This window comes from Stenotrophomonas sp. P5_A9, from assembly GCF_056400525.1.
Map to the genome: position 1 here is coordinate 37,270 of NZ_JBFULC010000032.1, position 24,540 is coordinate 61,809.

A 24,540-nucleotide genomic window follows, 5' to 3' on the forward strand; every position below is an offset into this window, starting at 1 on the left:
CCGGGACACGCCGTGAATCCGTCCGTGGAGGCTCGCACACGCCATCCACGGTAGGTGCTGGCGAAGCAGGCCTTGGGCTTCGGCTTGGGCTTGGGCTTTCCCTTGCACACCGTGAACCTGTCGAAGGGCGGGCGTGTGTGGGTTGCCGGGGCCGTGTGTTGCCATGGATGGCAACACCGAGCCTCCATGGACGGATCTACGGCGTGCCCCGGMAACCCACACACGCCTGCCCTGCCAGCGACAGTAGTAGAGCAAAAGCTGCTTGTAGCTGTAGCTGTAGCTGTAGCGGTTGCTTCTGGATCCACGGCCACCGCTCAACAAGAGCGGTGGCACTGCGACCTTACTTGACCTTGGCGTAGGTGCCCTTGAGGGCTACGCCGGCCATGATGGTGCCGGCGTAGCACTCGTAGTTGGTCGCGCTCTTGAACTCGTTCTTCTTGTAGTAGCTCACGATGTCCACCACCGCGTTGGCGTTACGCGACTTGGCGCCGTCCTGCAGCGCGCGCAGCGCCGACAGGGCCACCCAGCGGCAGGCCTCCTCGTCGCTCTTGTTGGCCGCGTTGGTCTTCTTGTTGGTCACGTCCTCGCCGAAGCGCTGCTGGACGTTGACCTTCTCGCCGGCCAGGTAGAAACGCACGCTGCCGTCGATCCCGGCATCGCGTGCGGCCTGCGAGCTCACCAGCTCACGCAGCGACTGTTCGACACGGGTATCACGGGCCTGGGCGGTGCTGGCGACGGCGAGCAACGCGGTGGCGGCAATCAGGGCAAAACGACGCATTCAAACTTCTCCTTGTTGGTGGGGCGCAGGGTGGTGCGTGGGAAACCGGCCCGGATCCGGGCCGGGTACATCAGTCCTGCCAGCGACGGAAGATCAACGACGTGTTGATCCCGCCGAAGGCGAAATTGTTGCTCATGACATAGTCGGTCTGCAGCGCGCGGCCTTCGCCCTGGATGAAATCCAGCGCGCCGCAGCGCGGGTCCACCGCGTGCAGATTCAAGGTCGGCGCGAACCAGCCCTCGCGCATCATCTCGATCGTCATCCAGGCCTCGAACGCGCCGCAGGCACCGAGCATGTGGCCCACGTAGCTCTTCAAGGAACTGATTGGCATGCCTGGCCCGAACACCTGCGCGGTAGCCTGGGTCTCGGCGATGTCGCCGTGGTCGGTGGCGGTGCCGTGCGCGTTGACGTAGCCGATCTGCGCCGCGTCCAGGCCCGCATCTTCCAGCGCCAGGCGCATCGCCTGGGCCATCGTGTCCGCGCTCGGCTGGGTGACGTGCTGGCCATCGCTGTTGGTGCCATAGCCCACCACCTCGGCCAGGATCGTGGCACCGCGCGCCTGCGCGTGCTCCAGCTCTTCCAGGATCAGCGTACCGGCGCCCTCGCCCAGCACCAGGCCGTCGCGGTTGGCATCGAACGGGCTCGGCGTGGTCTGCGGCGCATCGTTGCGCACGCTGGTGGCAAACAACGTGTCGAACACCGCCGCGGCGGTCGCATCGAGCTGCTCGGCGCCACCGGTGACCATCACCAGTTGCTTGCCGCTGCGGATCGCCTCGTAGCCGGCGCCCACGCCCTGGCTGCCCGAGGTGCAGGCGCTGGAGGTGGTGTAGACGCGCCCGGACAGGCCGAAGAACACCCCGATGTTGACCGGCGAGGTGTGGCTCATCATCTTCAGGTACGTGGTGGCGCTGATGCCCTCGGTGGTGTGCTCGTGGAGCATGCGACCGAACTCGGCGGTGGCCTCGTGGCTGCCCGAGGACGACCCGTAGGCGACGCCGGCCATGCCACTGCGCAGCACCGGGTGGCCGAGCAGGCCGGCCGCTTCCAGCGCCAGCTCGGTGGCGCGCACCGACATCACCGCCACCTTGCCCATGCTGCGGGTGGTCTTGCGGTTGTAGTGCGCCGGCAGGTCATAGTCCTGTACCGGCGCGGCCAGGCGGGTGTTGAGGCCGTCGAAGACTTCCCACTCGGGGATGTAACGCACCGCGTTGACGCGGGCGTGCAGACGCTCGCGGATGCTCGGCCAGTCGTGGCCCAGCGGACTGAGCGCGGCGGCACCGGTGACCACCACGCGACGATCGGTTCTACGCATCAGACCATGCCTCCATTGACCGAGATCACCTGGCGGGTGATGTAGCCGGCCGATTCGGACAGCAGGAAGGAGACGGCGTGGGCGACCTCGTCCGGCTGACCCATGCGTCCGGCGGGAATGAGTTTCAGCGCGTGGTCGAGCACTTCCTGATTGACCATCTCGGTCTCGATCAGCCCCGGCGCCACGCAGTTGACGGTGATCGCGCGGCTGGCCAGTTCCAGTGCCAGCGCCTTGGTGGCACCGATGATGCCGGCCTTGGCCGCACTGTAATTGGTCTGGCCACGGTTGCCGACCAGCCCCGACACCGAGGACAGGGTGACGATGCGGCCCGGCTTGCGCCGCCGCACCATCGGCATCACCAGCGGGTGCAGCACGTTGTAGAAGCTGTCCAGGTTGGTGTGCACCACCGCGTCCCAGTCCTCGGCCGGCATCGCCGGGAAAGCGCCGTCACGGGCGATGCCCGCATTGCACACCACCCCGTAGTAGGCGCCGTGTGCTTCCACGTCGGCCTCCAGCGCGGTACGCGCGGCATCGCGGTCGGACACGTCGAACATCAGCACGCGCGCCTGCCGGCCCAGCGCCTGGATATCGGCGACCACCGCCTGTGCTTCCTCGATGCGGCTGCGGCAATGCACCACCACGTCGAAGCCGTCGCGCGCGATCCGCAGCGCCACGGCGCGGCCGATGCCCCGGCTGGCGCCGGTCACCAGCACCGTCAGATTCCCTGTCATGCCTCTCCACTCTCCAGATAGGCCATCGCATCGCGTGGTTCAAACACGGAAACGTTGGCGACCGCCAATTCGTCAGCACCTGCCAGGATCCGGCAGGCGAACATGCCCAGGCCATTTTCGCCCATCAGCTCGCACTGTGCCTCTACACGCAGGCAGGTGCCCGCCGCGAAGTACGGCTGGTGCGCGGTGTAGCGGCGGGTGCCCAGCAGGAAACCGATGGACGGCTCGCGTCCGGCCTGGCGCGCCTTGCACCCGGCCCAGGCCGCGATCGCCTGCGCCATGTATTCCACGCCCACCCAGGCCGGGACGCCCTCAGGCGTGGTGAACAGGCCATGCGCGGGCACGTCCACTTCGACCACGATCGACTCGGGCTGCCAGTCCAGCAGCCGGTCGATCAGGCGCATGCTGTCGCGGTGCGGGAGCACGTCATCGATGTTGTGCGGCAGCGGCATGCTCATGCCCGTGCCAGTGCCAGCACGGCGTTGCTGCCGCCGAAGGCGAACGAGTGGCTGAGCACATGCTGCGGCGGGTGCGCGGCCAGGGTGCCCGGCGCGACCAGGGCCAGTGCCGGCAACGCGGCGTCGGCCTGCCCGTCCCACCAGTGGGTGGGCAGCTGCTGGCGCGGGTTGTCGGCCAGGACCATCCAGCACAGCGCCGCCTCGATCGCCCCGGACGCGCCCAGGGTGTGCCCGGTCAGCGGTTTGGTCGAACTGGCTGGCACGCGCGTGCCCAGTACGGCGGCAACGGCCTGGCTTTCCATCGCATCGTTGTGGCCGGTGGCGGTGCCGTGCAGGTTGACATAGTCCACCTGTGCGGCCGACAGCCCGGCGCGGTCCAGCGCCTGCTGCATCGCATCGATGGCGCCGCGTGCCTGCGGATCGGGGGCGGACATGTGGTGCGCGTCGGACGACTCGCCCCAGCCGGACAGACGCACCGGGCCGGGTTCTGCGGTCATCAGGAACAGCGCGGCGCCCTCGCCGATATTGATGCCGTTGCGGTTGGCCGAAAACGGATTGCAGCGCGCGGCCGAGACCGACTCCAGCGCGCTGAATCCGGCCACGGTGAAGCGGCACAGCGAATCGGCGCCGCCGGCGACGACCGCATCGACCACCCCGGCGCGCAGCAGGCGCGCGGCCGACATCAGCGCCTTGGCGCTGGACGAACACGCGGTGGAGATCGTCCACGCCGGGCCGCTGCTGCCAATGCGCTCGCGCACGAAACGCGCCGAGGTGCCCATTTCCTGTTGGGCGTAATGGAAGTCGTCCGGCCACTGGCCGTGGTCACGGTGGCAGCGCAGGGCATTTTCCGATTCGCCGATGCCCGAGGTACTGGTGCCGATGATCACCGCCACGCGCTGCGCGCCGTAACGGGCGATCGCCGCATCCACCGCCGGGCGGATCTGCACCAGGGCCGCTTCCAGCAGCGCGTTGTTGCGCCCGCGCAGCGCCACCGGCAGCGCGGACAGGTCCGGCAGCGGCGTGGCCACTTCGCCCAGCGCCAGGGTGCGCCCGGCGATCAGCTGGTCGTTGTCGCGCAGGCCGCCAGGCTGGTCGGCGAACAGACCCTGACCCACCTGCGCGCGGTCGCCGCCGAGCGCGCAGACCACGCCCAGTTCATTCAGATAGATCGCGCGGCTGCTACTGCTCACGGCGGTGCCTGTTCCATGTCCAACGATTCAATCACCAGTTCATAGCCTTCGGCCAGGTTGCGCAGGCGCACCCGGCCGTCGGGCAGCGGTTCCAACAGCAACCACGCCTTGCCGCCCTGCTCCAACCGACGCTCGCCACCGGCGTCCACCAGCGTCCAGCCGGCCGGCAGCGCCGCGCGGATCGCCGCGGCCGGCCACAGCGCGAACTGCAGGTCGTCCAGCACGCGCTCGCCACGCACCTGCGGTGGCAGCCAGGGCGCACGGGTCTGTTCCAGCGTGGTGCCGTCCCAGACCATGCGCACGCCGGTCTGGCCCATTGCCTGCACCGCCAGCCGTACCTGGCTGCCATCGGCCTCGAGCAGCGCATCCAGTTCGCGTTCGTGGGTGCCGAAGCGGAACTGCAGGCGCTGCTGCAACTGCAGCGGCTGCGGCAGCGCCGACGGCGCCAACTGCAGGGTCGGCAGCTGCACCAGGGGCGCGGGCATGCGGGTGCTGGCGCAGGACGCCAGCAGCAGGCACAGCAGCAGGGAGGCGATCAGACGGTGCACAGTTCCTCCAGCACCCGCAGGCGGCGACCGGTTGCATCGGCCACGTACGGATTATTGGTGTCCCACGCGTAACCGGCCAGGATCGAGGAGATCATGCGGCGCAGTTCGGGCTGCTGGGCGGGGTGGTAGATGATCTTCTGGAAGCCGCCGGCGTACCAGGCTTCGACGAAGCGCCGGAAGGTCTTCACCCCGGCGCGCAGCGGGATGGAGAAGTCCTGCTCCCAATCCACGGCTTCACCGGCATGTTCGCGGGCCAGGCAGTCACTGGCCAGCTGCGCGGACTTGAAGGCGATGGTGACGCCGGAGGAAAACACCGGGTCGAGGAACTCGCCGGCATTGCCGAGCAGCGCATAGCCCTCGCCCCACAGCGCGCTGACGTTGGCCGAGTAGCCGGTGATGGTACGCACCGGCAGCACCGCCCATTCGGCGTTCTTGAGCAGGCGGGTCAGATTGGGGTCTTCGCCGACGATCGCCTGCAGTTTCTCCAGGTCGGTACCGGGGTATTTTTCGAAGAAGCTCGGCTCGGCGACCACGCCCAGCGAGCAGCAGCCATTGGAGAAGGGGATGGTCCAGTACCACACGTCCACGTGTTCGGGATGGGTGGTGATCAGGATCTTGTTGCGGTCAAAGCCCGCGCCGGCCGGGATGTGGTCGCGCACGTGGCAGAAGATCGCCCCGCGCACCGGGAAGTTCGACGGCGATTCCAGGTTCAACAAGCGCGGCAGCAACCGTGCGAAACCACTGGCGTCGAGGATGAAGCCGGCGTCGATGGTGTACTCGCTGCCATCGGGACGGCGTACCTGCACCCGCGCCGGGCGACCGGGCTGCACCGACAGCACTTCATCGCCGAAGCGCAGGGTGGCGCCCATGCGCTCGGCGCCGCGCGCGAGCACGTCATCGAAGTCGGCGCGCTGTACCTGGTAGGTGGTGCCCCAACCGGGCGAGAACTTGTCGCGGAAATCGAATTCGGTGCTGGCCTCGCCGCGCACGAAGGCAGCGCCGTTCTTGTACTGGAACCCGGCCTGCACCACATCCTGCAGCAGGCCTGCCGCTTCGATGTATTCCATGCTCTGCGGCAGCAGGCTCTCGCCGATCGAGAAACGCGGGAACTGCTGGCGCTCCAGCATCAGCACCTGACGACCCTGCCTGCGCAGCATGGCCGCAGCAACGGAACCGGCCGGGCCTGCGCCGATGACGAGGATCTCGGTTGTTTCCACTTGCGGGTTCATCGATACATCCTTGATCAGGAAAACGTGGGAGAAGGAAGGACAGGCGGGCGACTCACTGCGGGGCGTCGTGCGGCGGCGGCCGGAACAGCGGCGAGATCATCCACACCAGACCGATGCCGAACAACAGGGTCAGCCCGAACGCACGCAGCGCCGGCGTGGCCGACAGGCCAAGCAGGCCGAACGACAGCCAGGTACTGGCCGCGCCCACGCACACCGCCAGCCACGCACTGGCATCGCCGCGGTGCTCGATCAGGAAGATGCCGTAATCGATGCCCATGCCCAGCAGCAGCATCAGCGCCAGCACATTGAACAGCTGCAGCGGCTGGCCGAACAGGCCCAGCAGGGCCAGGGTCAGCGCGCCGGCCACCAGGGTCGGGGCGAACACGCGCCACGCCTGGGCGCGGTAGCGCCAGTAGAGCACCGCGAATACCAGCACGATGCCGACCAGCAGCAGCACGCTCATCAGCTTGCGGTAGTGCTTGAGCAGCTTGGAGAAATCGGCGGTGCGATCGACCCAGCGCACGCCCGGGATGCCTTCGGCCTGCGCTTCCAGCAAGGTCAGGGCATCGGTGCGGGACAGGTCGTCCACCATCACCACCGACGCCAGTCCGCCACCGACCTTGCCCAGCCACAGATGCCGGAACGGCATCGCCGCCGGCGAGGCCAGGAACGCGTCGGCGTCCAGGTCCTGCGCCGCGTAATCCGGGCGCACCAGCGGTTCGCCGACCGCCTGGCCCACCTTGCCGAGCACCTGCGGCTCGACCTTGGCGGTGAGTGCGGCATCGGCGTGCTGGCGCTGGCGTGACGGCAGCCAGTCGCTGATCGCGCGGTAGCCGCCGATCTGCTTCCTGGTGGACAGCACGCGCAGGCGTTCGACCAGCGCTTCCTCGCGCTGCAGTACCTGTTCGGCGTCATCGCCCTGCACCAGATAGAACTGCGCCGGGCTGGGCATGCCCAGCATCTGGCTGATGCGGATCTGCTGGTCGATCAGGGTCTTGGGCGAGGACTGCAGGCTGCGCAGGTCGTCATTGCTGCCCAGCCGCGCGATGCCGACCGCCGAGAACACGGCCACCACACCCAGGAACAGCACGGCCTTGCGCCCGTGCAGGCGCGGCCAGCGTTCCAGCGTGTTGCCCAGCCAGCGCGAGAAGCCGGTGGCGCGGATTTCGCCGCCATCCAGCCAGGGGAACCAGAAGATCACGGTCAGGAACGCGCCTGCCAGCCCGACCACCGAGAACAGCGCCATCTGGCGCAGGCCGGGGAACGGGGCCAGGCCCAGCGCCAGGTAGGCCAGCGCGCTGGTCAGCAGGGCCAGCCACAGGCCGGGCAGCAGGTGGCGCAACAGCTTCCAGCGGCGGTCGGCCGGTTCGGCCTGGCGCGACGCGAACCAGTGGATGCCGTAGTCCTCGGCCACGCCGACCAGCGACGCACCGAACACCAGGGTCAGCACGTGCACCTTGCCGAACACCAGCACCGTCACCGCCAGCGCGACGCCGCAGCCGATCAGCAGCGAGGCGGCCACCAGCAGGATCGGGCGCAGCGAACGGAAGGCCAGCCAGACCAGCAGCAGCACGGCGGCCAGCGAGCCCCAGCCGATCGTGTTGATCTCGCGGTTGGCCTGTACCGCGGCCGCTTCAGCATGCAGCGGCACGCCGGCGCGCAGTACCTCCAGCCCGGGCGCCTGCTTGTCGGCTGCGGCGGTCGCCGCATCCAGCAGCGTGTCGATATGACGCTCGCCATCGAGCTGGAACGCCGAGCCGACCGTGTCGTACTGCACGATCGACCAATGCTTGCCATCGGCTTCAAGGAGGCCGTCATCGCCCACGCGCAGGCCCGACCCCAGCGCACGCTCCTGCCACCACTGCGGCCACAGCGACAGCGGGTCCTGCCGCCATTCGGTCAGCCGGGGCGCGCCCATCGGGCCGTACAGCGCCGCCAGTGCCGATTCGGCCAGCCCATCGACCGGCTGGGCCTGCAGGCGCTGGCGCTGGTCGCTGGTGAGCAGACGGTCGCGGTAGGGCGCGTAAAAGGCGCGCGCCTGTTCGAACCAGCCTTCGATCGACCCGCTTTCCACCAGCAGCGCCTTGCCCTCGGCGCTGTCGCGCAGCGAGGCGCGGAAGGCCTGTTCGGCCGCTTTGGTCTGCGCCGCGTCGGCGCTGCCCAGCAACACCACGATCTGCCGCGCGTTGGCATCGGCGATGCGCCGGGTGACGTCGGACAGCAGCCGGTCGTTGGCATCCTGCGGCAACAGCGCCAGGATGTCGGTGTCGATCCGCGACTGGCTTTTCCACAGGTGCCATTGCTGTGCACCCAGGCCGATCAGCACCAGCAGCCAGACGATGGCCAGCCAGCGCCACACGCGCTGCAGCCGCCCGTTCGGGGTCAAGGCATTGCCCAGCCGGTTGCGCAGCGACTCATTCAAACTTGCGACCCTCATCGGCGCTCAGCTGTGCCGGGGTCTCGCTCATGCCGGCGAACTGGATGCGGGTGACATCCTGGTTGGCTTCGGTGATCTGCACCTGCCGCACGTAGCGGTCACCGCTCAGGGTGAGCGCGGTGAACACCTTGCCGAGCATCGTCGAGCGCGGGGTGAGCTGCATTCTCCAGCCGTTGTCGGGCAGCGCCTCGACCTTGACCGTGAACTGCACCGACAACGCCTGTGCGTCGCCGCTCATCAGCGCGAACATGATCGCGTTGACCGAGCGCATCGCCGGCTGCTGGCGGCCATCCAGTTCGACCCGGCTGCTGCCATCGCGCTGCCGGCTGAGGATGCGGTCGCGGGTCACCACCACCTCGGACGGGAACGGCTTGAGCGTGGTCCAGATCACGCCATGGTCCTGGGCCAGTACGAAGCGGCCCTGCGAACGCAGCGGATTCTTGAAGCCGGCGACCTGCTTTTCCTGGGTGAACTCCCCATGCAGCACGCCAACCTTGGCCACGCGCTGCTTGACCAGATCGACATCGGCAGTAGCGGGCGCGGCCAACGCCGGCACCGCCACGAGCAACGACAACAGCACGACCAGCGTGCGCAGCACAGCATTCATTTCACTTCCACTCCCAGACGGTCCCACAGCACGGACGGGCACAGGTACAGCATTTCATTGGTGGTCGCATCCACCGCCACCTGGATGGTGTAGGCACGGGTGAGGACCGTGCCGCTGTCGGCATCGAGGATCTCGTAGACGATCTTCAGCCGGTTTTCCCACTCGGTGATGGTGGCGCGCACGCGCAGCGCCTGCCCGTACAGCAGCGGGCGGATGTACTTCACCCGCGCGTCCACCACCGGCCAGAGATAGCCGGAGTCGCGCATCTGCGGGTAGTCGTAGTTGTAGCGCTGCAGCAGCGCGCAGCGCGCGATCTCGAAGTATTTGAAGTAGTTGCCGTGCCACACCACGTGCATCGGATCGCAGTCGTGGAAGGTCGGCGACAACGTCACTTCGATGCTTAGGTCAGGACTGGACATACAACTCCCAGCGCTGGCCGCGGATATCGTCGAGCAGGCCGCGCAATTCGCCATCCAGCGCGCGGTCTTCCTCGACCAGGGCGATGCGCGCGCACAGATCCTGGTACATCACGTCCAGATCGCCATGCAGGGTGGCGTTCATGCCTACCCGCTGGCGCAGCGCCACGCCCTGCCGGGCGGTGATCAGCAACGCGGCGACGACCTGTTCGGTCAGTTCGATCACGCGCAGGCAGTCGCGCGCGGCGATGGTGCCCATGCTGACCTTGTCCTGGTTGTGGCATTCGGTGGAACGCGAGAACACCGAGGCCGGCATGGTCTGCTTGAGCGCCTCGGCGGTCCACGCCGACACGCTGATCTGCAGCGCCTTCAGGCCGTGGTTGATCGCCGCACGCTCGCCGGTGGCGGCCGACAGGTTGGCCGGCAGGCCATGGTTGAAGCGCGCGTCCACCACCAGCGCCATCTGCCGGTCGAGCAGGTCGGCCAGGTTGGCGATGGTGTTCTTCAGCGCGTCCATCGCGAAGGCGATGTGGCCACCGTAGAAGTGTCCGCCGTGCAGGATGCGCTCGCCCTCTGCGTCGATCAGCGGGTTGTCGTTGGCGCTGTTGAGTTCGGTTTCGATCAACTGGCGGAAGAACGGAAGCGCGTCCTGGACCACCCCGATCACGTGCGGCGCGCAGCGCAGCGAGTAACGGTCCTGCAGGCGCTGTTCGTTGCGCGGTGGACGATCGCTGTGCAGGTCTTCGCGCAGGCGTGCGGCGATCTGCATCTGGCCCGGGTGCGGCTTGGCGGCAAACAGCATTTCATCGAAGTGGTGCGCGTTGCCGTCGCTGGCCAGCACGTTGAAGGCGGTCAGGCGGGTGGCCAGCCGGGTCAGGTAGTCGGCGCGGTCATAGGCCAGGCAGGCCAGCGCGGTCATCACCGCCGTGCCGTTCATGATCGCCAGGCCTTCCTTGGGGCGCAGTCGCAGCGGGGTCATGCCGATCTCGGCAAGCACCTCGGCGGCGGCGCGCCGCGCACCTTGGTACATCACCTCGCGCTCGCCGCACAGCACGGCGGCCACGTACGACAGCGGGGTGAGGTCGCCACTGGCACCGACCGAGCCTTCGGCCGGAATCAGCGGCAGTACGTCATGGCGCAGCAGCGTGGCCAGGCCCTGCAGCAGCGGGTGGCTGACCCCGGACATGCCGCGCACCAGCGAGGCCAGGCGCGCGGCGATCACCGCGCGGGTCTCGCTTTCATCCAGGAACCGGCCCAGGCCGCAGCCGTGGTAGGTGAACAGATGGTGCGGCAGCTCGGCCACCAGCGCCGGCGGAATGTTCACCGTGCACGAATCGCCGTAGCCGGTGGTCACCCCGTAGATGACGCCGTCTTCGCGCAGCAGGCGGTCGAGGAAGTCGGCGCCGCGCTGGATGCGCGCGGTGAAGGCCGGATCATCGGTGACGACGGCCTCGGCCTTGCGCTGGGACAGCGCGACCACGTCTTCGATGGTCAGCGGTGCATCGCCGAAGCGAATGGGGGACGACTTACTTGCCATGAGATGCCTGATCCCAGAAGGGGAAGAAATTGAACCAGTCCAAGGGTGCCTGGGTGACCTGTACTTCAAGCCAACGGGCAAACTGTTCGGCCTGCGCGGTCAGCGCGGCATCGCGCGAGCCGCGGGGCAGCACGATGCGATCGCTGAAGTGCTCGAAGCGCACGCGGTAGCCATTGCCCTCGTGCAGGCACGCCATCGTGTAGACCGGGCAGGCCAGCGCGGAGGCCAGCACATACGCGCCGATCGGGAACTGCGCCACGTGGCCGAGGAATGGCGCGGGCACGGTGCGGCCGCCACGCAGCGGCACGCGGTCGCCGACGATGGCCACAAAGCCGCCCTCGCCGACCCGGCGCTGCAGCTCCACCGCCGTGGCCGGGCCCATGTCGGTGACCTGCATCAGCTCCACCGAGGCCAGCGGATCCAGCCGCTGCATCAGCCGGTTGAAACGCTGCGCATGCGCGGTGTGCACCAGCACGGTGATGCGGAAGCCGGGCACCTGTTCGGCCAGCACCTGGCACAGTTCCAGGCAGCCGATATGCGCGGTGAGGATCAACCCGCCCTCGCGACGCGCGATCTTTTCCAGCATCAGGTCGCGCTGCAGGCGGAGGTGGCTGGGCGGATAACGCCCGCCCAGGCCGAGCAGCTTGTCCAGCAGGGTGTCGGCGAACAGCGCGAAATGCTTCAGGCTGGTCCAGCGCCCCGGCGCGCGGCCGAGCACGCCGGTATGCGCCTGCAGCCGCTGCAGGTACTGCCGCGAGGATTGCCGCGCCACGCGATTGCCCAGCCAATGGCACAGCACCACCGGGTACACGCACAGGCGGAACGGCCAGCGCCCGAACCAGCGGTGCACCCAGCACAGGAACAGCACCCCGGCCGCCGAGGTGGTTTCACCCAGGTCGGCCCAGTGCGGCGCGTTGGCCGGTGCCGGCGCGGTCATGCGACGCGCGTTCCGGCAGCACGCTGCCACAGCAGCCGCGGCGCGCGCCGGAGCATGCCGAAGAACAGGCGGGTGTGCATGCGGCTGATGCGGACGTTGTCGCGCCACACGTGGAAATGCGACACGCCGTCGCTGGGATAGGTGACCCGGGTCGACAGGCTGATCACCGGCACGTTGCGCCAGAACAGGCGCACCAGGATCTCGCTGTCGAAATCCATGCGCCGGCCAATGGTCTCCTCGCCCACCAGCCGCGTCACCGGTGCCAGCGGATACAGCCGGAAGCCGCACATCGAATCGCGGATCTGCAGCGACAAGGTGTTGATCCACACCCAGATGTGGGTGGCATAGCGCCCGTACAGCCGCGCCTTGGGCACGCTGTCGTCATAGGCAGGAATGCCGCAGATCACCGCATCGGGATGCTGCTGCGCCAGGGCGGCGAAGCGTGGGATGTCGGTGGGATCGTGCTGGCCGTCGGCATCGATCTGCAACACGTGACTGTGCCCGCGCCGGGCCGCCTCGGCGAACCCGGCCAGCATCGCACCGCCCTTGCCCTGGTTGACCGGCAGGCGCAGCAGCGCCACCTGTCCCGCAGGGTCGGCGGCCAGTGCATCGAGCACCTGCGCGCAGCCGGCATGCGAGCCATCGTCGACCAGCAGGCAGGGCAGCCCGCTGGCGAGTACGCCGCGCACGACCGCACCGATGGCGTGTTCATGGTCATAGACCGGAATCACCACCAGTGGCGTGAACGGCGCCGCCGGCCTGCCACGTCGCGCGGCTTCATGCATCGCCGAACACCACCCGGCCACTGGCGTGCACGCCGTGGTCGGAGACATAGCGGAAGCTCAGCACCGATTTGACCGCATCCCAGCCCAGGGTGAGCTGCAGGCAATCGCCGGGCCGGGCCACGTGCTGGAATTTCAGCGCATCCATGCGCGCAAAACGCGGCGGCATGGCGAAGACCTCGCGCGCGTAGTGGATCGCCCAGTCCAGCTGGACCACGCCTGGCAGGATCTTGGCCTGCGGGAAATGCCCGTCAAAGGCGATCAGGTCCGCATCCAGCGGCAACAGCAGGCGCGCGGCGTCGGCATCGCGCTGTTGCCACTGCACCACCGGGAACAACGGCCGGAACAGCGCCGCCAGCGCCGCAGCGGTGACCTTGCCCTGCGCGTTGAGCGGCAGTTCGTCGACGAAGCGCCAGCGCCGTGGACGCGTTACCGCATCGTGGCTGCTGGCCAAGTGCGCGCCCAGCGCCTGCGCATGGCGGCGGCGCTGCGCATCGTCCCAGCCGGCCACATCGGCCGGCTGTGGCACGACCACGGCCGCCAGCTGTTCGCGCGCGCCCGGCAGCACCAGCACGCGCACGTCCTGCACGTGTGGATGCAGGCGCAGCTGCTGTTCCAGCGCATCCAGCGACACCCGCCGCTCTTCGATCTTGACGATGCGGTCGGCACGCCCGAGCAGGCGGAAGCTGCGCCCGGCATCGGCGTCTACGCGGTCCTGGGTCTGCCACCAGTCCTCGTCGTGCAGGTGCGGCGAGCGCACCGACAGGCAGCCATCGTCGACCCGCCAGGCCACGCCAGGCAGCGGATGCCACTGCGGCTGGTCGGCGCTCCAACGGCGCCAGGCGATGCCGCCGGTTTCGCTGCTGCCAAAGACTTCGGTCGGTGCCACGCCCAACAGCGCACGCACCTGCAGCGCCGCGTCTTCCGGCAAGGGGCCACCGGAGGAAAACACCGCGCGCAGCTGGCCCTGGAGCGAGGACCAGTCGAGTTGTTCGGGCAGGCGTTTGAGGTGGGCCGGGGTGGCCACCAGCACCGAGGGCTGCTGCGCCAGCGCACTGACCAGGTCTTCGTGGAAGAACCGCCGTGGCTGGATCGCGCGCCCGGCCGCCAGCGGCCACAGCACGCGGAACAGCAGCCCATAGATATGCTGGTGCGACACCGTGCCATGCACCTGCGCACCTTCCAGCTGTTCGCCGAAGGCGGCCTGCAGGGCATCCACTTCGCGGGTCAGTTGGCGCATGCGCTTGACGATCGCACTTGGCGCGCCGGTGCTGCCGGAAGTGAACACCACCAGTTCCAGCTGGTTCTCGTCCAGCGGCAGCAGCGGCGCATCGGTCCGCACGTCGGCGTCCGGCTGCAGCGGTGCATGGCGGGCGGGCACATCACCGGCAAAACCGCTCACGCGCGGGCGCAGTCCTTCCAGCGTGGCCGGCAGGTTGTCGCCCCCGAGGAACACGCGCTTGCCGGCATGCCAGGCGCCCAGCAGGGCGGCGGCAAAGGCCAGGGCGTCATCAAAATACAGCGCCCAGTCGCTGCCCGGCGCGCGCGCGAACGCCTGCTGCCAGCGCAGGACCTGCTGCCTGAATTCGGGATGGCCCACGGCGCCGTGCGCCGCTTCACCCACGATGCGGCCGGGCAAGGGCGACACTGCCAGCCGGTCCAGTGCGATCCAGTCAGCCATGGGCGTGCGCCGCTTTCACCCGTCGCCGCACCAGCCATTCCCCGCCAAACAGAGCACCCATCATCACGTACGCCAACAATCCGTTGTAGAGCGCCCAGACCTGGTTGGACGCCCACAGCGCCGTGGCCAGGGCCAGACTTCCGTTGAGAACAAAGAAACCGCACCACACCCAGGTGACACGGCGGGTATAGATCACCGCGAACGGCGGCAGGTCCGGTTCGCTCAACCGCGCCAGGCGTTCCACCGCACTGGGCGGGAAGCGCAGGCTGGTGGCAAAGATCACCAGCATCACCGCGTTCACCAGCGCCGGGTACAGTTTCAGCGGCAGGGCCTGGTTGAAGGCGGTGGCCACCAGCGCCAGCACGCCGGTGCCCAGCGCGGCCACCCACCACACCGGCTGGCGGGTGGTCAGCGCGCGCAGCGCGGCCATCCCGAACAACAGCAGCGAGAGCCAGCGCGGCTCGAACCGGCCCAGCGACAGGTACACCACCAGCGGGTATGCCAACGACAGCAACGCAAACGCCGCGACGCGCACCCGGACCATGGTCAGTGTCCTGCGGCAGCCGTCAGGCGGCTGCTTGACCGGGCAACAGCCCGTGCACCACGTCGACGATGTCCTGCACGGTGCGCACCGACTTGAATGCCTCCGGCTGCAGGTTGCGGCCGAGCAACGGCTTGAGCTGCACGATCAGGTCGACCGCGTCGATGCTGTCGATGTCCAGGTCGTCGTACAGACGGGCCTGGGGGGTGATGCGCGTCGGCTCGATCTCAAAGCTGTCCTTGAGGATCTTGACGATGCGATCGAAAAGTTCGTTCTTGGTCATGGCAAATCCTGACGCGCCGTTACGACGGCTGGCGTGCGGCGACAAACTCGCTCAGGGCACGCACGCTGGAGAAATGGCGACGGGTCTCTTCCGAATCCGCGGACAGGCTGACACCGTACTTTTTCTGCAGGGCCAAACCAAGTTCAAGCGCGTCAATCGAATCCAGGCCCAGTCCCTCGACAAACAGGGGTGCTGCGGGATCGATGTCTTCGGGAGTGATGTCTTCCAGTGAAAGCGATGAAATGATCAATTCCTTGATCTCGTGCTCAAGTGCCTGCACGGCTTGGTTCTCCAGCGAAGTCAAAGTAATGGGCAAGATGATCGGTCACGCGTCGGGCCGCCAAGGCATCCCCCCTGGGCGTGTCGCCGGCTACGACCAGAAACGGGGCGATCGGGAGATCTTCCCCGACTTCCAGCTGAACGTGAAAACGCCGTGATGGCACACGATACCATTTCTGGCCCTTGGTCAGGGTAGGCGGGGTACAGGTGATCCTGACCGGGGTTATGTCCAGCCGGCCGCGCACGGCGATGTTGGCCGCCCCGCGCTGCAGCCGCAGCGGCTGGCCGGGGACCGTGCGGGTGCCCTCGGGGAAGATCACCAGGTTGCCGCCCGCCTGGACGGCGGCGATGCAGTCGTCGATCAGCCCGGCGCCGTCGTCGTTGGAGACGTAGCCGGCCGCCCGCACCGGGCCGCGCATGAACGGGTTGCAGGCCACGGCCCGCTTGACCACGCAGTCGGCGTTGGGGAGCTGGGCGATCAGCAGGACCACGTCGATCAGGGTGGGATGGTTGGCCAGGATCAGCAGCCCAGTGCGCTGCAGGCGCTCGGCCCCCCGGATTTCATAGGTCATCACCCCCAGACGGTGCATCAGGCCGACGTGGCTGGCGAAGCTGAGCTGGACCAGGCGCCGGGCCAGTGCGCGGCGCCGGAGCGGGTTGCGGACCAGGAACAGCAGCGGGAACAGCACCCCGCCCAGCAGCAGGCCGCCCAGACCGAACACGGCAAAGCTGACGCCGGTGCCGAACACGCGCCAGGCATGATTCAGACGGGCCGGCCAGCGCTCAGCCATGGCGCTGCCAGGTCCACTGCTGGCCGTCGGCGGCCAGCTGCAGGCTCGCATCGCCGGCAAGCAGGAAGCGCATCGCCTCCAGGCCGTGCGGTAGCGCGGCGGCCGGGCTGTCGGCGTCGGCAGCGCTCCAGTTCAGCGACAGCCGGGCGCCGGGACGGTCGGCCCTGGCCAGGCGCCAGCACCAGGCGTAGTACGGGTCCGGCTCGTCGGCGAAGCCGGCGTAGACCGGTGGCAACTGCGATTCGTAGATGACCACGCGCACTTCCGGGGCGCCGTCGGCCAGCAGGCCATATGCCTCCACGCAGGCCGTCTCGACCGTGGCCCGGCCGGCGGCCAGGGCCAGGTAGTTGCCGCGGTGGCCGCGGGCGATGGAGTACAGCGCGGCCACGGCGTTGTGCACCGACAGGCCGAAGGCGGTCGGGGACATGCCGTTATCGGCACACAGGTTGTCCAGAAGCTCCATCGACCGGGCGACATCGCCATGCCGGGAAGCAAACACCAGCGGCACCTGGCCACCGTCATCGGGTTGCTCGCACCAGCAGGCCGCCTGGATGGCCATGCGCCCGAGCCGCTCGATGCGCCGGCGCTGCATGGCGGGCACTTCGGACAACGCCGGGGTGTCATCGCCCTGCGGCAATGCCGGTGCCTGCGACCAGGCCTGCCAGGCTTCCTTCGAGGTCAGGCCCGGTGCCCAGGCCGACCAATCCACCACTGAAAACTCGATCATTCACGCCAACATGTTGATGGGCACCCGGGGCGCAGTGCTTGAAAGGGGTGCGCCGACGCCTTGGACAGGGCCTGCCCGACCCGCAGACACTTCCCCGTGGGTGGAGTGGGCAGCAGGCGCGTGGCGACGCGATCTTCCCGGTGGCGCGGCTGGGACATCCCAACGCACCGCCGTAAAAAGGAGCGCACGCTATCATGACACCCTTGGCACTGGCAGCATTCACAATCTGAAATGAGCAGCACGATCCACGACGCATCGGCCCCGGCGGTCGCTTCCCATCCGACCGGACCGGCCTTGTTCAGCGTGGGCTATGCGCCTGCGTCGTTGCGCGATGCGGCCCTGGCCGATCCCTGCACGCTGGCGATCTTCGGTTTCGGCGCGCGTGATGCGCGGCTGGACGGGGATCCGCGCTGGCTGCAGGTGCCGCTGGCCGAGCACGGTCCAGCGCAGGTGGAGGTATGGCGTTCGCCGACGCCGGTGCGCTGCGGGGTGACCGACGGGGTACGGTGGTCGCACAACGAGACGGTGCTGTTCGGGGTACTGGAAATTGAAGAAGTGGACGGGGATATCGCGTCGGCCGCAGCAGATGCCTACGCAAGAATGAGTAGCTTTCTGACCAGTTCGGGATTCCCGCACCTGCTGCGGACGTGGAATTACCTGGATGCGGTGACCGAGGGCGACGGCGACCAGGAGCGGTACCGGCGCTTCTGCGTGGGGCGGGTGCAGGGGCTGCGCGAACTGGACGAGGCAGCGTTGCCGGCGGCGACGTGCATCGGGCGCTTCGACGGCGAGCGGCGTCTGCAGGTGTACTGGCTGGCAGGGCGCGACGCCGGGCTGCCGTTGGAAAATCCGCGCCAGGTGAGCGCGTTCCGTTATCCACGCCAGTATGGCCCGCAGTCGCCGAGTTTTTCGCGGGCGCTGCTGGCGCCGGCGGCGACGGGCTTGCCGTTGCTGCAGTCGGGAACGGCAGCGATCGTGGGCCATGTGTCCCAGCACACCGGGGCGGTGGATGAACAGTTGCGCGAGACGTTGACCAATCTGCAGAGTCTGGTGGACGCGGCCCGCCGGCAACGGCCGTCGCTGTCACCGACGCTGGGGGCCGGATCGGTGCTGAAGGTCTACGTGCGTCGCGCCGAGGACATGCCGGCGGTAGCCGCGCAGATGGCCGCGCTGCCGGGCGCGCCGGCCTTCGTGGTGTTGCACGCCGAGGTCTGTCGCGCCGAACTGCTGGTCGAGATCGAAGGCCTGCACGGCTGAGCCGCGTCCTGCGCGGAACGCACCATGGTTCGACCGTAGAGCCGACCGTTGGTCGGCTGCATGTCTGCCAACACCCTTCAACGCTCAACACATGCTGATTGGGGTCGGTGTGGGTGGGTKGGCGGGACACGCCGTAAATCCATCCGTGGAGGCTCGCGTGCGCCATCCATGGCGCACGACGGTCCCGCCCACCCACCCACACCGCCCCTCCACAGCTGGCTGGTGCGCATGGAACRGTCAACAGCCGTCTGCATCTGGCCGYGCGCMTGRCGAMCACGCTACCGCCACTCAAAGACGGAACCCGCCCCGGTAGAGCCGACCCATGGTCGGCTGCTCTTGACCCTTCTTCCGCGGGTGCCTGTTCCCACTGACTCCAAGCGCCCGCAGGTCGGGGGTGCCAGCCCATGCCGGGACCGTGCGCCGCATGGATGCGGCGAACGAGCCGCATGGGTGAGGGCGCATCGATTGCGAGGCACTGCCTCGCATGCGCCCGAACGTCCAGCCGCCGGCGGCTGGGCCGAACCACGGAGCGGGGTTCACGGCGTGTCCCGGCATGCGCTGGCACCCCGCGACCCAAGCGGATCAATGACGGGCTGCAGCCCCTGCCGCTCCCTCAGTGATACCCCACATCCGCCCGCACCTTCCCGCGGAACACTCGGTAGGACCAGGCCGTGTAGCCCAGGATCACCGGCAGCAGCACCACCAGCCCGATCAGGCTGAAGCCCAGCGACGAGGCCGGCGCGGCCGCCTGCCACAAGGTCATGCTCGGCGGCAGCAGGTAGGGCCACATGCCCAGCACCAGGCCGATGAAGCCCAGGATGAACAGCGCCAGGGTCAGCAGGAACGGCGGCAGGTCGCGCTTGGGGTGCATCGCGCTGCGCCACAGCGCCACCGCCACGCCCAGGGTCAGCAACGGCACCGGCGACAACCACCAGAAGTTGCCGTCGCTGAACCAGCGCGCCATCAGCCGCGAGTCCAGGAACGGCAGCCACGTGCTGACCAGGCCCATGAACACGATCACCGCCACCACCAGCGGCCGCGTCAGCGTGCGCGCGAAGGTCTGCTCGCGCCCCTCGGTCTTGAGGATCAGCCAGGTGCTGCCCAGCAGCGCATAGCCGAACACCACCGCCGCACCGGTCAGCATCGAGAACGGGCTGAACCAGCTGAAGGCCCCGCCCACGTAACGCCCATCCACCACCTGCAGGCCCTGCACCAGCGCGCCCAGGATCACGCCCTGCGCGAACGCGGCCAGCAACGAGCCCAGCCCGAAGGCCACGCTCCACAGCCGGCGCGAGCGGTGCGCCTTGAAGCGGAATTCGAACGCCACTCCGCGGAACACCAGCGCCACCACCAGCAGCAGTACGGGGAGATACAACGCCGACAGCAACGCCGCATACGCCTTGGGGAAAGCGGCCATCAGGCCCGCGCCGCCCAGGACCAGCCAGGTCTCGTTGCCGTCCCAGATCGGCGCGGCGGTGTTCATCATGATGTCCAGCTGTTCTTCGTCCTCGGCCATGGGCGCAAGGATGCCGATGCCCAGCACGAACCCGTCCAGTACCACGTACATCAGCACGCCGAAGCCGATCACCGCAAACCATGCCACGGGCAGCCAGGTCGTCATCTCCATGTCAGCGCTCCTCCAGCGGTTCGTCGGCGCCGGACAGCGGCCGTGCCGGGGTGTGGCTGCCGGCCTCCAACGCCGGGGCCGGCTCATGCGGCTTGGGACCGGTGCGGATGATCTTGACCAGGTACCAGATGCCCCAGCCGAACACGAACGCGTAGCCGACCACGTACACGCCCAGCGACAGCGCCGTCATCCACGCACTCTGCGGGCCTACCGCATCGGCGGTGCGCAGCACGCCATAGACCACCCAGGGCTGCCGCCCCATCTCGGTCACGAACCAGCCCGAGATCAGTGCGATGAAGCCGCTGGGCAGCATCCAGTTCCAGCCGCGGATCAGCCAGCGCGACTGCAGCAGCTTGCCGCGCCACCACTGGAACGCCGATACCCACGCCAGCAGCAGCATCAGCGAGCCGAGCCCGACCATGATGCGGAAGGCGAAGAACACCGGCACCACCGGCGGCCGATCGCTGGCCGGCACGGAGGTCAGCGGATCGAGCGTGCCCTCCAGCGAATGGGTGAGGATCAGGCTGCCCAAGCGCGGGATCGCAAGTTCGTAATCATTGCGCTCGGCCTTTTCATTGGGCAGAGCGAACACCACCAGCGGCACGCCCTTGCCCTCGCCTTCGGCATGCCAGTGCGCTTCCATCGCGGCGATCTTCATCGGCTGGTGCTTGAGCGTGTTCAACCCGTGCATATCGCCGACGAAGATCTGCACCGGCACGGTCAGCGCGGCGAACGCCACGGCCGCCAGCAGCATCGTGCGCCCGGCTTCCACGTGCGTGCCCTTGCGCAGGTACCACGCGCCGATGCCGCCGATCACAAAGCACGTGGTGATGAACGAGCCCAGCGCCATGTGCGCCAGGCGATAGGGGAAGGAGGGATTGAACACCACCTGCCACCAGTTCTGCGGGTGCACGATGCCATCGATCATCGCGTAGCCGGCCGGCGTATGCAGCCAGCTGTTGGACGACAGGATCCAGAATGTGGAAAACAGCGTGCCCAGCGCCACCATGCAGGTGGACAGAAAATGCAGGCGCGGCGACACCTTGCCCCAGCCGAACATCATCACGCCGAGGAAGCTGGCTTCCAGGAAGAACGCGGTGAGCACTTCATAGGTGAGCAGCGGCCCGATCACGCTGCCGGCCACTTCGCTCAGCCGCGGCCAGTTGGTGCCGAACTGGAAGGCCATGACGATGCCGCTGACCACGCCCATGCCGAAGGACACGGCAAAGATTTTCTGCCAGAAGAAATACAGCTCGCGCCAGACCGGGTTGCCGGTGCGCAGCCAGCGCGACTCCACGAACGCCAGCCAACTGGCGGTGCCGATGGTGAAGGCCGGGAACAGCACATGGAAACTGATGACGAACCCGAACTGGATCCGCGACAACAACAACGCGTCCACGTGACGCCTCCGACTGGTTTCTGGAAATCCGCACCAGTCTGGGCCGATATCCGTGAAAGGCACATGCGACCCGGTGACGCGCTGCTTCACTTTGTCGCAGGTGGAGCCCGGTCGTGGATTGGCGGGTGATTCAGCGGGCATGGCCCTTCGGCCGGAGGCTACCGCAAGTAGAAGCCAGGGTTTTTGGGCGCTGGTCGGTGGGTCGGGCGCCGGGCCCCTCTACCCTTGGAGGCGAAATAAAGGAGGAGGGGGCGGCCGCAGGCCGACACCGGGGGACATTCGCCGGAAAGGGTAGAGGGGCCCGGCGCCCGATCCACCGACAGCCGCTTGAGGCGAAACAAAGGAGGAGAGGGCGGCCGCAGGCCGACGCCGGGGGACATTCGCCGGAAAGGGTAGAGGGGCCCGGCGCCCGATCCACCGACAGCCGCTTGAGGCGAAACAAAGGAGGAGAAGGCGGCCGCAGGCCGACACCGGGGGACATTCGCCGGAAAGGGTAGAGGGGCCCGGCGCCCGACCCACCGACAACCGCTTGTCTTCCGCACCAGCGCCCATGACCTGTGGCCCCCTCCCCCGGCCCTTGCGGCTGCTACGCTTGCCGGGTTTTCCTCTACGGTGCCGCCCGCAATGCCCAGAACGCTGCCCTTGTCCCTGCTGCTGCTCGCCGCCCTAGGCGGTGCTGCCCACGCGGCGCCGACGCCGATCACCATCGAGCAGGCCATGGCCGACCCGGACTGGATCGGTCCGCCGGTCGAAAGCGCCTGGTGGTCCTGGAACAGCCAGCAGGTCGAGTACCAGCTCAAGCGCACCGGCAGCCCCGTGCGCGACACCTTCCGCCAGCCCGTCAACGGCGGCGTGGCCGCCCAGGTCGCCGATGACCAGCGCGGCACCCTCGACGTGGACAGCACGGTGTACGACAGCGCGCGCCAGCGTGCGGTGTTCGTACGCAATGGCGATGTGTTCCTGCGCGACCTGCGCAGCGGCGCGCTGACCCAGCTGACCCGCAGCTCGGAGAAGTCCAGCGCGGTCAACTTCGCCCGCGATGGCGGGGTGATCTGGCGCACCGGGYAGAACTGGTTCCACTGGACCGCCGCCGGCGGCGTGCAGCAGGTGGCCAGCCTGAAAGCCGAAAAAAATCCCGACGAGGCGCCCAAGGCCGACGTGTTGCGCGACCAGCAGCTGCGCACCCTGGCCACGCTGCGCAACGACCGCGCCCAGCGCGACGCGCTCAAGGCGCAGGAAGCCAGCTGGCGCCGTGCCGATGGCACCCGCGCGCCGGGCCCGGTGTACCTCGGCGCCGAGGTGGAGATCGTCGACAGCGTGCTGTCCCCGGACACCCGCAGCCTGATCGTAGTCACCAAACCGAAGAGCTTCGATGAAGGCCGCGGCGGCAAGATGCCCAAGTACGTGACCGAATCCGGCTACGAGGAATTCGAAGACACCCGCACCCGCGTGGGCCGCAACGATCCCGAACCGCACACGCTGTGGCTGGTCGATGCGGTGACCGGCACGGTCAAGCCGCTGTCGCTGGACGGCCTGCCGGGTATCGGCACCGATCCGCTCGCCGCACTGCGCAAAGCCGCCGGCAAGGACGCGCTCAAGGGCAACCGTCCGGTCGAAGTGCTGGCCGGCCCCGGCACTCCCGGCATCCGCTGGAGCGCCGATGGCCAGCAAGCCGCGATCATGCTGCGCGCCAACGACAACAAGGACCGCTGGCTCACCAGCGTCAGCCCGGCCAGCGCCAAACTCGAAAACCGCCACCGCTTGACCGACGCGGCCTGGATCAACTGGAGCTTCAACGATTTCGGCTGGTCCAACGACAACCGCACGCTGTGGCTGCTGTCGGAGGAATCGGGCTACTCGCACCTGTACACCCAGCAGGGCACGGCCAAGCCGCAGGCGCTGACCGGCGGCAAGTGGGAAACCTCGATGCCGGTGCCCAGCGCCGACGGCCGCGGTTTCTACTTCCTCTGCAACCAGCAGAGCCCCGGCGACTACGAAGTGTGCGCGGTGGACAATGCCAGCAGGCAGGTGCGCGAACTGACCTCGCTCAACGGCGTGGAAGACTTCTCGCTGTCCCCGGATGGCCAGCAGCTGCTGGTGCGCTACTCCGGCGCCTACCTGCCGACCCAGCTGGCCGTGGTGCCCGCTGCCGGTGGCCAGGCCAAGGTACTCACCGATACCCGCAGCGCCGCCTTCAAGGCCCGCGAGTGGATCCAGCCCAAGCTGGTGCAGGTGCCGTCCAAGCATGGCGCCGGTGTGGTCTGGGCCAAGTACTACGGCCCGGAAAACCCCGAGCCGGGCAAGCAGTACCCGATCGCCATGTTCGTGCACGGCGCCGGCTACCTGCAGAACGTGCACCAGCAGTACCCGGCCTATTTCCGCGAGCAGATGTTCCACAACCTGCTCGTGCAGAAGGGCTACATCGTGCTGGACATGGACTACCGCGGCAGCGCCGGCTACGGCCGCAACTGGCGTACGGCGATCTACCGCAACATGGGCCACCCGGAACTGGAAGACTACAAGGACGGCCTGGACTGGCTGGTGGAGACCAGACAGGGTGCCCGTGACCACGCCGGCATCTACGGTGGCTCCTACGGCGGCTTCATGACCTTCATGGCGCTGTTCCGTTCGCCGGGCACGTTCAAGGCCGGTGCGGCGCTGCGCCCGGTGGTGGACTGGCACCAGTACAACCACGGCTACACCGCCAACATCCTCAACACCCCGGACATCGATCCGGAGGCCTACCGCATCTCCTCGCCGATCGAGTATGCCGAAGGCCTGCAGGACCACCTGCTGATCGCGCACGGGATGATGGATGACAACGTGTTCTTCCAGGATTCGGTCAACCTCACCCAGAAGCTGATCGAACTGCACAAGGACAACTGGTCCATCGCGCCCTACCCGCTGGAGCGCCACGGCTACGTGCGTCCGGATTCCTGGCTGGACCAGTACAAGCGCATCCTCAAGCTGTTCGAAGAAAACCTGAAGTAAGC

23 protein-coding genes are annotated in these 24,540 nt (G+C 68.1%); 2 read left to right on the plus strand and 21 right to left on the minus strand.

What is annotated here, in order from left to right:
• Positions 1 to 340: 340 nt before the first annotated feature.
• The 19 genes from AC1DR7_RS11795 to AC1DR7_RS11885 form a co-directional block, all read right to left on the minus strand.
• A complete protein-coding gene (locus AC1DR7_RS11795) occupies positions 341 to 778 on the minus strand; it encodes an excinuclease ATPase subunit (RefSeq protein ID WP_256777342.1) in 438 nt (145 codons plus the stop codon).
• 70 nt (positions 779 to 848) lie between these two features.
• On the minus strand, positions 849 to 2,090 hold the full coding sequence (locus AC1DR7_RS11800; RefSeq protein ID WP_256777343.1) for a beta-ketoacyl-ACP synthase: 1,242 nt from the start codon (positions 2,088 to 2,090) through the stop codon (positions 849 to 851).
• Positions 2,090 to 2,821 carry a 3-oxoacyl-ACP reductase FabG gene (fabG, locus tag AC1DR7_RS11805; protein WP_256777344.1) on the minus strand — a complete coding sequence of 244 codons (732 nt, stop codon included), beginning with the start codon at positions 2,819 to 2,821 and terminating at the stop codon, positions 2,090 to 2,092. Before fabG ends, AC1DR7_RS11800 begins: the two co-directional genes overlap by 1 nt.
• The gene (locus AC1DR7_RS11810) at positions 2,818 to 3,279 is read right to left on the minus strand and encodes a hotdog family protein (protein ID WP_256777345.1); all 462 of its coding nucleotides are present in this window, start codon (positions 3,277 to 3,279) and stop codon (positions 2,818 to 2,820) included. Before AC1DR7_RS11810 ends, fabG begins: the two co-directional genes overlap by 4 nt.
• A complete protein-coding gene (locus tag AC1DR7_RS11815; protein WP_457319004.1) occupies positions 3,276 to 4,469 on the minus strand; it encodes a beta-ketoacyl-[acyl-carrier-protein] synthase family protein in 1,194 nt (397 codons plus the stop codon). Before AC1DR7_RS11815 ends, AC1DR7_RS11810 begins: the two co-directional genes overlap by 4 nt.
• Positions 4,466 to 5,017 carry a DUF3261 domain-containing protein gene (locus tag AC1DR7_RS11820; protein WP_457319005.1) on the minus strand — a complete coding sequence of 184 codons (552 nt, stop codon included), beginning with the start codon at positions 5,015 to 5,017 and terminating at the stop codon, positions 4,466 to 4,468. The genes AC1DR7_RS11815 and AC1DR7_RS11820 overlap by 4 nt, the downstream gene beginning before the upstream one ends.
• The gene (locus AC1DR7_RS11825; RefSeq protein WP_478051200.1) at positions 5,005 to 6,246 is read right to left on the minus strand and encodes an NAD(P)/FAD-dependent oxidoreductase; all 1,242 of its coding nucleotides are present in this window, start codon (positions 6,244 to 6,246) and stop codon (positions 5,005 to 5,007) included. Before AC1DR7_RS11825 ends, AC1DR7_RS11820 begins: the two co-directional genes overlap by 13 nt.
• Before the next feature lie 52 nt (positions 6,247 to 6,298).
• A complete protein-coding gene (locus tag AC1DR7_RS11830; protein WP_457319007.1) occupies positions 6,299 to 8,683 on the minus strand; it encodes an MMPL family transporter in 2,385 nt (794 codons plus the stop codon).
• Positions 8,661 to 9,290 carry an outer membrane lipoprotein carrier protein LolA gene (locus AC1DR7_RS11835; RefSeq protein WP_457319008.1) on the minus strand — a complete coding sequence of 210 codons (630 nt, stop codon included), beginning with the start codon at positions 9,288 to 9,290 and terminating at the stop codon, positions 8,661 to 8,663. The genes AC1DR7_RS11830 and AC1DR7_RS11835 overlap by 23 nt, the downstream gene beginning before the upstream one ends.
• Positions 9,287 to 9,709, minus strand: coding sequence for an acyl-CoA thioesterase (locus tag AC1DR7_RS11840; protein WP_457319009.1), 423 nt, complete (start codon positions 9,707 to 9,709; stop codon positions 9,287 to 9,289). The genes AC1DR7_RS11835 and AC1DR7_RS11840 overlap by 4 nt, the downstream gene beginning before the upstream one ends.
• A complete protein-coding gene (locus tag AC1DR7_RS11845; RefSeq protein ID WP_457319010.1) occupies positions 9,696 to 11,243 on the minus strand; it encodes an HAL/PAL/TAL family ammonia-lyase in 1,548 nt (515 codons plus the stop codon). The genes AC1DR7_RS11840 and AC1DR7_RS11845 overlap by 14 nt, the downstream gene beginning before the upstream one ends.
• Positions 11,233 to 12,180, minus strand: coding sequence for an LpxL/LpxP family acyltransferase (locus tag AC1DR7_RS11850; protein ID WP_256777353.1), 948 nt, complete (start codon positions 12,178 to 12,180; stop codon positions 11,233 to 11,235). Before AC1DR7_RS11850 ends, AC1DR7_RS11845 begins: the two co-directional genes overlap by 11 nt.
• Positions 12,177 to 12,965 carry a glycosyltransferase family 2 protein gene (locus AC1DR7_RS11855; RefSeq protein ID WP_457319013.1) on the minus strand — a complete coding sequence of 263 codons (789 nt, stop codon included), beginning with the start codon at positions 12,963 to 12,965 and terminating at the stop codon, positions 12,177 to 12,179. Before AC1DR7_RS11855 ends, AC1DR7_RS11850 begins: the two co-directional genes overlap by 4 nt.
• Positions 12,958 to 14,643, minus strand: a complete 1,686-nt coding sequence (locus tag AC1DR7_RS11860) for an ApeI family dehydratase (protein ID WP_457319014.1) — start codon at positions 14,641 to 14,643, stop codon at positions 12,958 to 12,960. Before AC1DR7_RS11860 ends, AC1DR7_RS11855 begins: the two co-directional genes overlap by 8 nt.
• Positions 14,636 to 15,187: a COG4648 family protein gene (locus tag AC1DR7_RS11865; RefSeq protein ID WP_256777356.1), complete on the minus strand. Its 552-nt coding sequence runs from the start codon at positions 15,185 to 15,187 to the stop codon at positions 14,636 to 14,638. Before AC1DR7_RS11865 ends, AC1DR7_RS11860 begins: the two co-directional genes overlap by 8 nt.
• 22 nt (positions 15,188 to 15,209) lie before the next feature.
• Positions 15,210 to 15,467, minus strand: a complete 258-nt coding sequence (locus AC1DR7_RS11870) for an acyl carrier protein (RefSeq protein ID WP_256777357.1) — start codon at positions 15,465 to 15,467, stop codon at positions 15,210 to 15,212.
• Between the two features lie 19 nt (positions 15,468 to 15,486).
• A complete protein-coding gene (locus AC1DR7_RS11875; RefSeq protein WP_228886160.1) occupies positions 15,487 to 15,747 on the minus strand; it encodes a phosphopantetheine-binding protein in 261 nt (86 codons plus the stop codon).
• Positions 15,734 to 16,537 carry a lysophospholipid acyltransferase family protein gene (locus tag AC1DR7_RS11880; protein ID WP_256777358.1) on the minus strand — a complete coding sequence of 268 codons (804 nt, stop codon included), beginning with the start codon at positions 16,535 to 16,537 and terminating at the stop codon, positions 15,734 to 15,736. The genes AC1DR7_RS11875 and AC1DR7_RS11880 overlap by 14 nt, the downstream gene beginning before the upstream one ends.
• Entirely contained in the window at positions 16,530 to 17,264 is a 735-nt protein-coding gene (locus AC1DR7_RS11885; protein ID WP_256777359.1) for a beta-ketoacyl synthase chain length factor, read from the minus strand. Before AC1DR7_RS11885 ends, AC1DR7_RS11880 begins: the two co-directional genes overlap by 8 nt.
• A gap of 231 nt (positions 17,265 to 17,495) precedes the next feature.
• Here AC1DR7_RS11885 and AC1DR7_RS11890 point away from each other — a divergent pair, with 231 nt between their 5' ends.
• Entirely contained in the window at positions 17,496 to 18,521 is a 1,026-nt protein-coding gene (locus tag AC1DR7_RS11890; RefSeq protein ID WP_256777360.1) for a chorismate transformation FkbO/Hyg5 family protein, read from the plus strand.
• A gap of 613 nt (positions 18,522 to 19,134) precedes the next feature.
• Here the strand turns inward: AC1DR7_RS11890 and cydB are convergent.
• Complete coding sequence (gene cydB / locus AC1DR7_RS11895) at positions 19,135 to 20,148, minus strand: cytochrome d ubiquinol oxidase subunit II (RefSeq protein WP_457318467.1); 1,014 nt, start codon at positions 20,146 to 20,148, stop codon at positions 19,135 to 19,137.
• Position 20,149: 1 nt separating this feature from the next.
• Positions 20,150 to 21,547 carry a cytochrome ubiquinol oxidase subunit I gene (locus AC1DR7_RS11900; protein ID WP_457318468.1) on the minus strand — a complete coding sequence of 466 codons (1,398 nt, stop codon included), beginning with the start codon at positions 21,545 to 21,547 and terminating at the stop codon, positions 20,150 to 20,152.
• 624 nt (positions 21,548 to 22,171) lie between these two features.
• Between AC1DR7_RS11900 and AC1DR7_RS11905 the strand changes: the two genes are divergently transcribed.
• Positions 22,172 to 24,538, plus strand: coding sequence for a S9 family peptidase (locus AC1DR7_RS11905; RefSeq protein ID WP_478076497.1), 2,367 nt, complete (start codon positions 22,172 to 22,174; stop codon positions 24,536 to 24,538).
• Positions 24,539 to 24,540: the final 2 nt, after the last annotated feature.

Bases quoted from the DNA above. Each gene is read 5' to 3' on its own strand.
- AC1DR7_RS11795 (WP_256777342.1), bottom strand. From the start codon at position 778: ATGCGTCGTTTTGCCCTGATTGCCGCCACCGCGTTGCTCGCCGTCGCC.
- AC1DR7_RS11800 (WP_256777343.1), bottom strand. From the start codon at position 2,090: ATGCGTAGAACCGATCGTCGCGTGGTGGTCACCGGTGCCGCCGCGCTC.
- fabG (WP_256777344.1), bottom strand. From the start codon at position 2,821: ATGACAGGGAATCTGACGGTGCTGGTGACCGGCGCCAGCCGGGGCATC.
- AC1DR7_RS11810 (WP_256777345.1), bottom strand. From the start codon at position 3,279: ATGAGCATGCCGCTGCCGCACAACATCGATGACGTGCTCCCGCACCGC.
- AC1DR7_RS11825 (WP_478051200.1), bottom strand. From the start codon at position 6,246: ATGAACCCGCAAGTGGAAACAACCGAGATCCTCGTCATCGGCGCAGGC.
- AC1DR7_RS11830 (WP_457319007.1), bottom strand. From the start codon at position 8,683: ATGAGGGTCGCAAGTTTGAATGAGTCGCTGCGCAACCGGCTGGGCAAT.
- AC1DR7_RS11835 (WP_457319008.1), bottom strand. From the start codon at position 9,290: ATGAATGCTGTGCTGCGCACGCTGGTCGTGCTGTTGTCGTTGCTCGTG.
- AC1DR7_RS11840 (WP_457319009.1), bottom strand. From the start codon at position 9,709: ATGTCCAGTCCTGACCTAAGCATCGAAGTGACGTTGTCGCCGACCTTC.
- AC1DR7_RS11845 (WP_457319010.1), bottom strand. From the start codon at position 11,243: ATGGCAAGTAAGTCGTCCCCCATTCGCTTCGGCGATGCACCGCTGACC.
- AC1DR7_RS11850 (WP_256777353.1), bottom strand. From the start codon at position 12,180: ATGACCGCGCCGGCACCGGCCAACGCGCCGCACTGGGCCGACCTGGGT.
- AC1DR7_RS11855 (WP_457319013.1), bottom strand. From the start codon at position 12,965: ATGCATGAAGCCGCGCGACGTGGCAGGCCGGCGGCGCCGTTCACGCCA.
- AC1DR7_RS11860 (WP_457319014.1), bottom strand. From the start codon at position 14,643: ATGGCTGACTGGATCGCACTGGACCGGCTGGCAGTGTCGCCCTTGCCC.
- AC1DR7_RS11865 (WP_256777356.1), bottom strand. From the start codon at position 15,187: ATGGTCCGGGTGCGCGTCGCGGCGTTTGCGTTGCTGTCGTTGGCATAC.
- AC1DR7_RS11870 (WP_256777357.1), bottom strand. From the start codon at position 15,467: ATGACCAAGAACGAACTTTTCGATCGCATCGTCAAGATCCTCAAGGAC.
- AC1DR7_RS11880 (WP_256777358.1), bottom strand. From the start codon at position 16,537: ATGGCTGAGCGCTGGCCGGCCCGTCTGAATCATGCCTGGCGCGTGTTC.
- AC1DR7_RS11885 (WP_256777359.1), bottom strand. From the start codon at position 17,264: ATGATCGAGTTTTCAGTGGTGGATTGGTCGGCCTGGGCACCGGGCCTG.
- AC1DR7_RS11890 (WP_256777360.1), top strand. From the start codon at position 17,496: ATGAGCAGCACGATCCACGACGCATCGGCCCCGGCGGTCGCTTCCCAT.
- cydB (WP_457318467.1), bottom strand. From the start codon at position 20,148: ATGGAGATGACGACCTGGCTGCCCGTGGCATGGTTTGCGGTGATCGGC.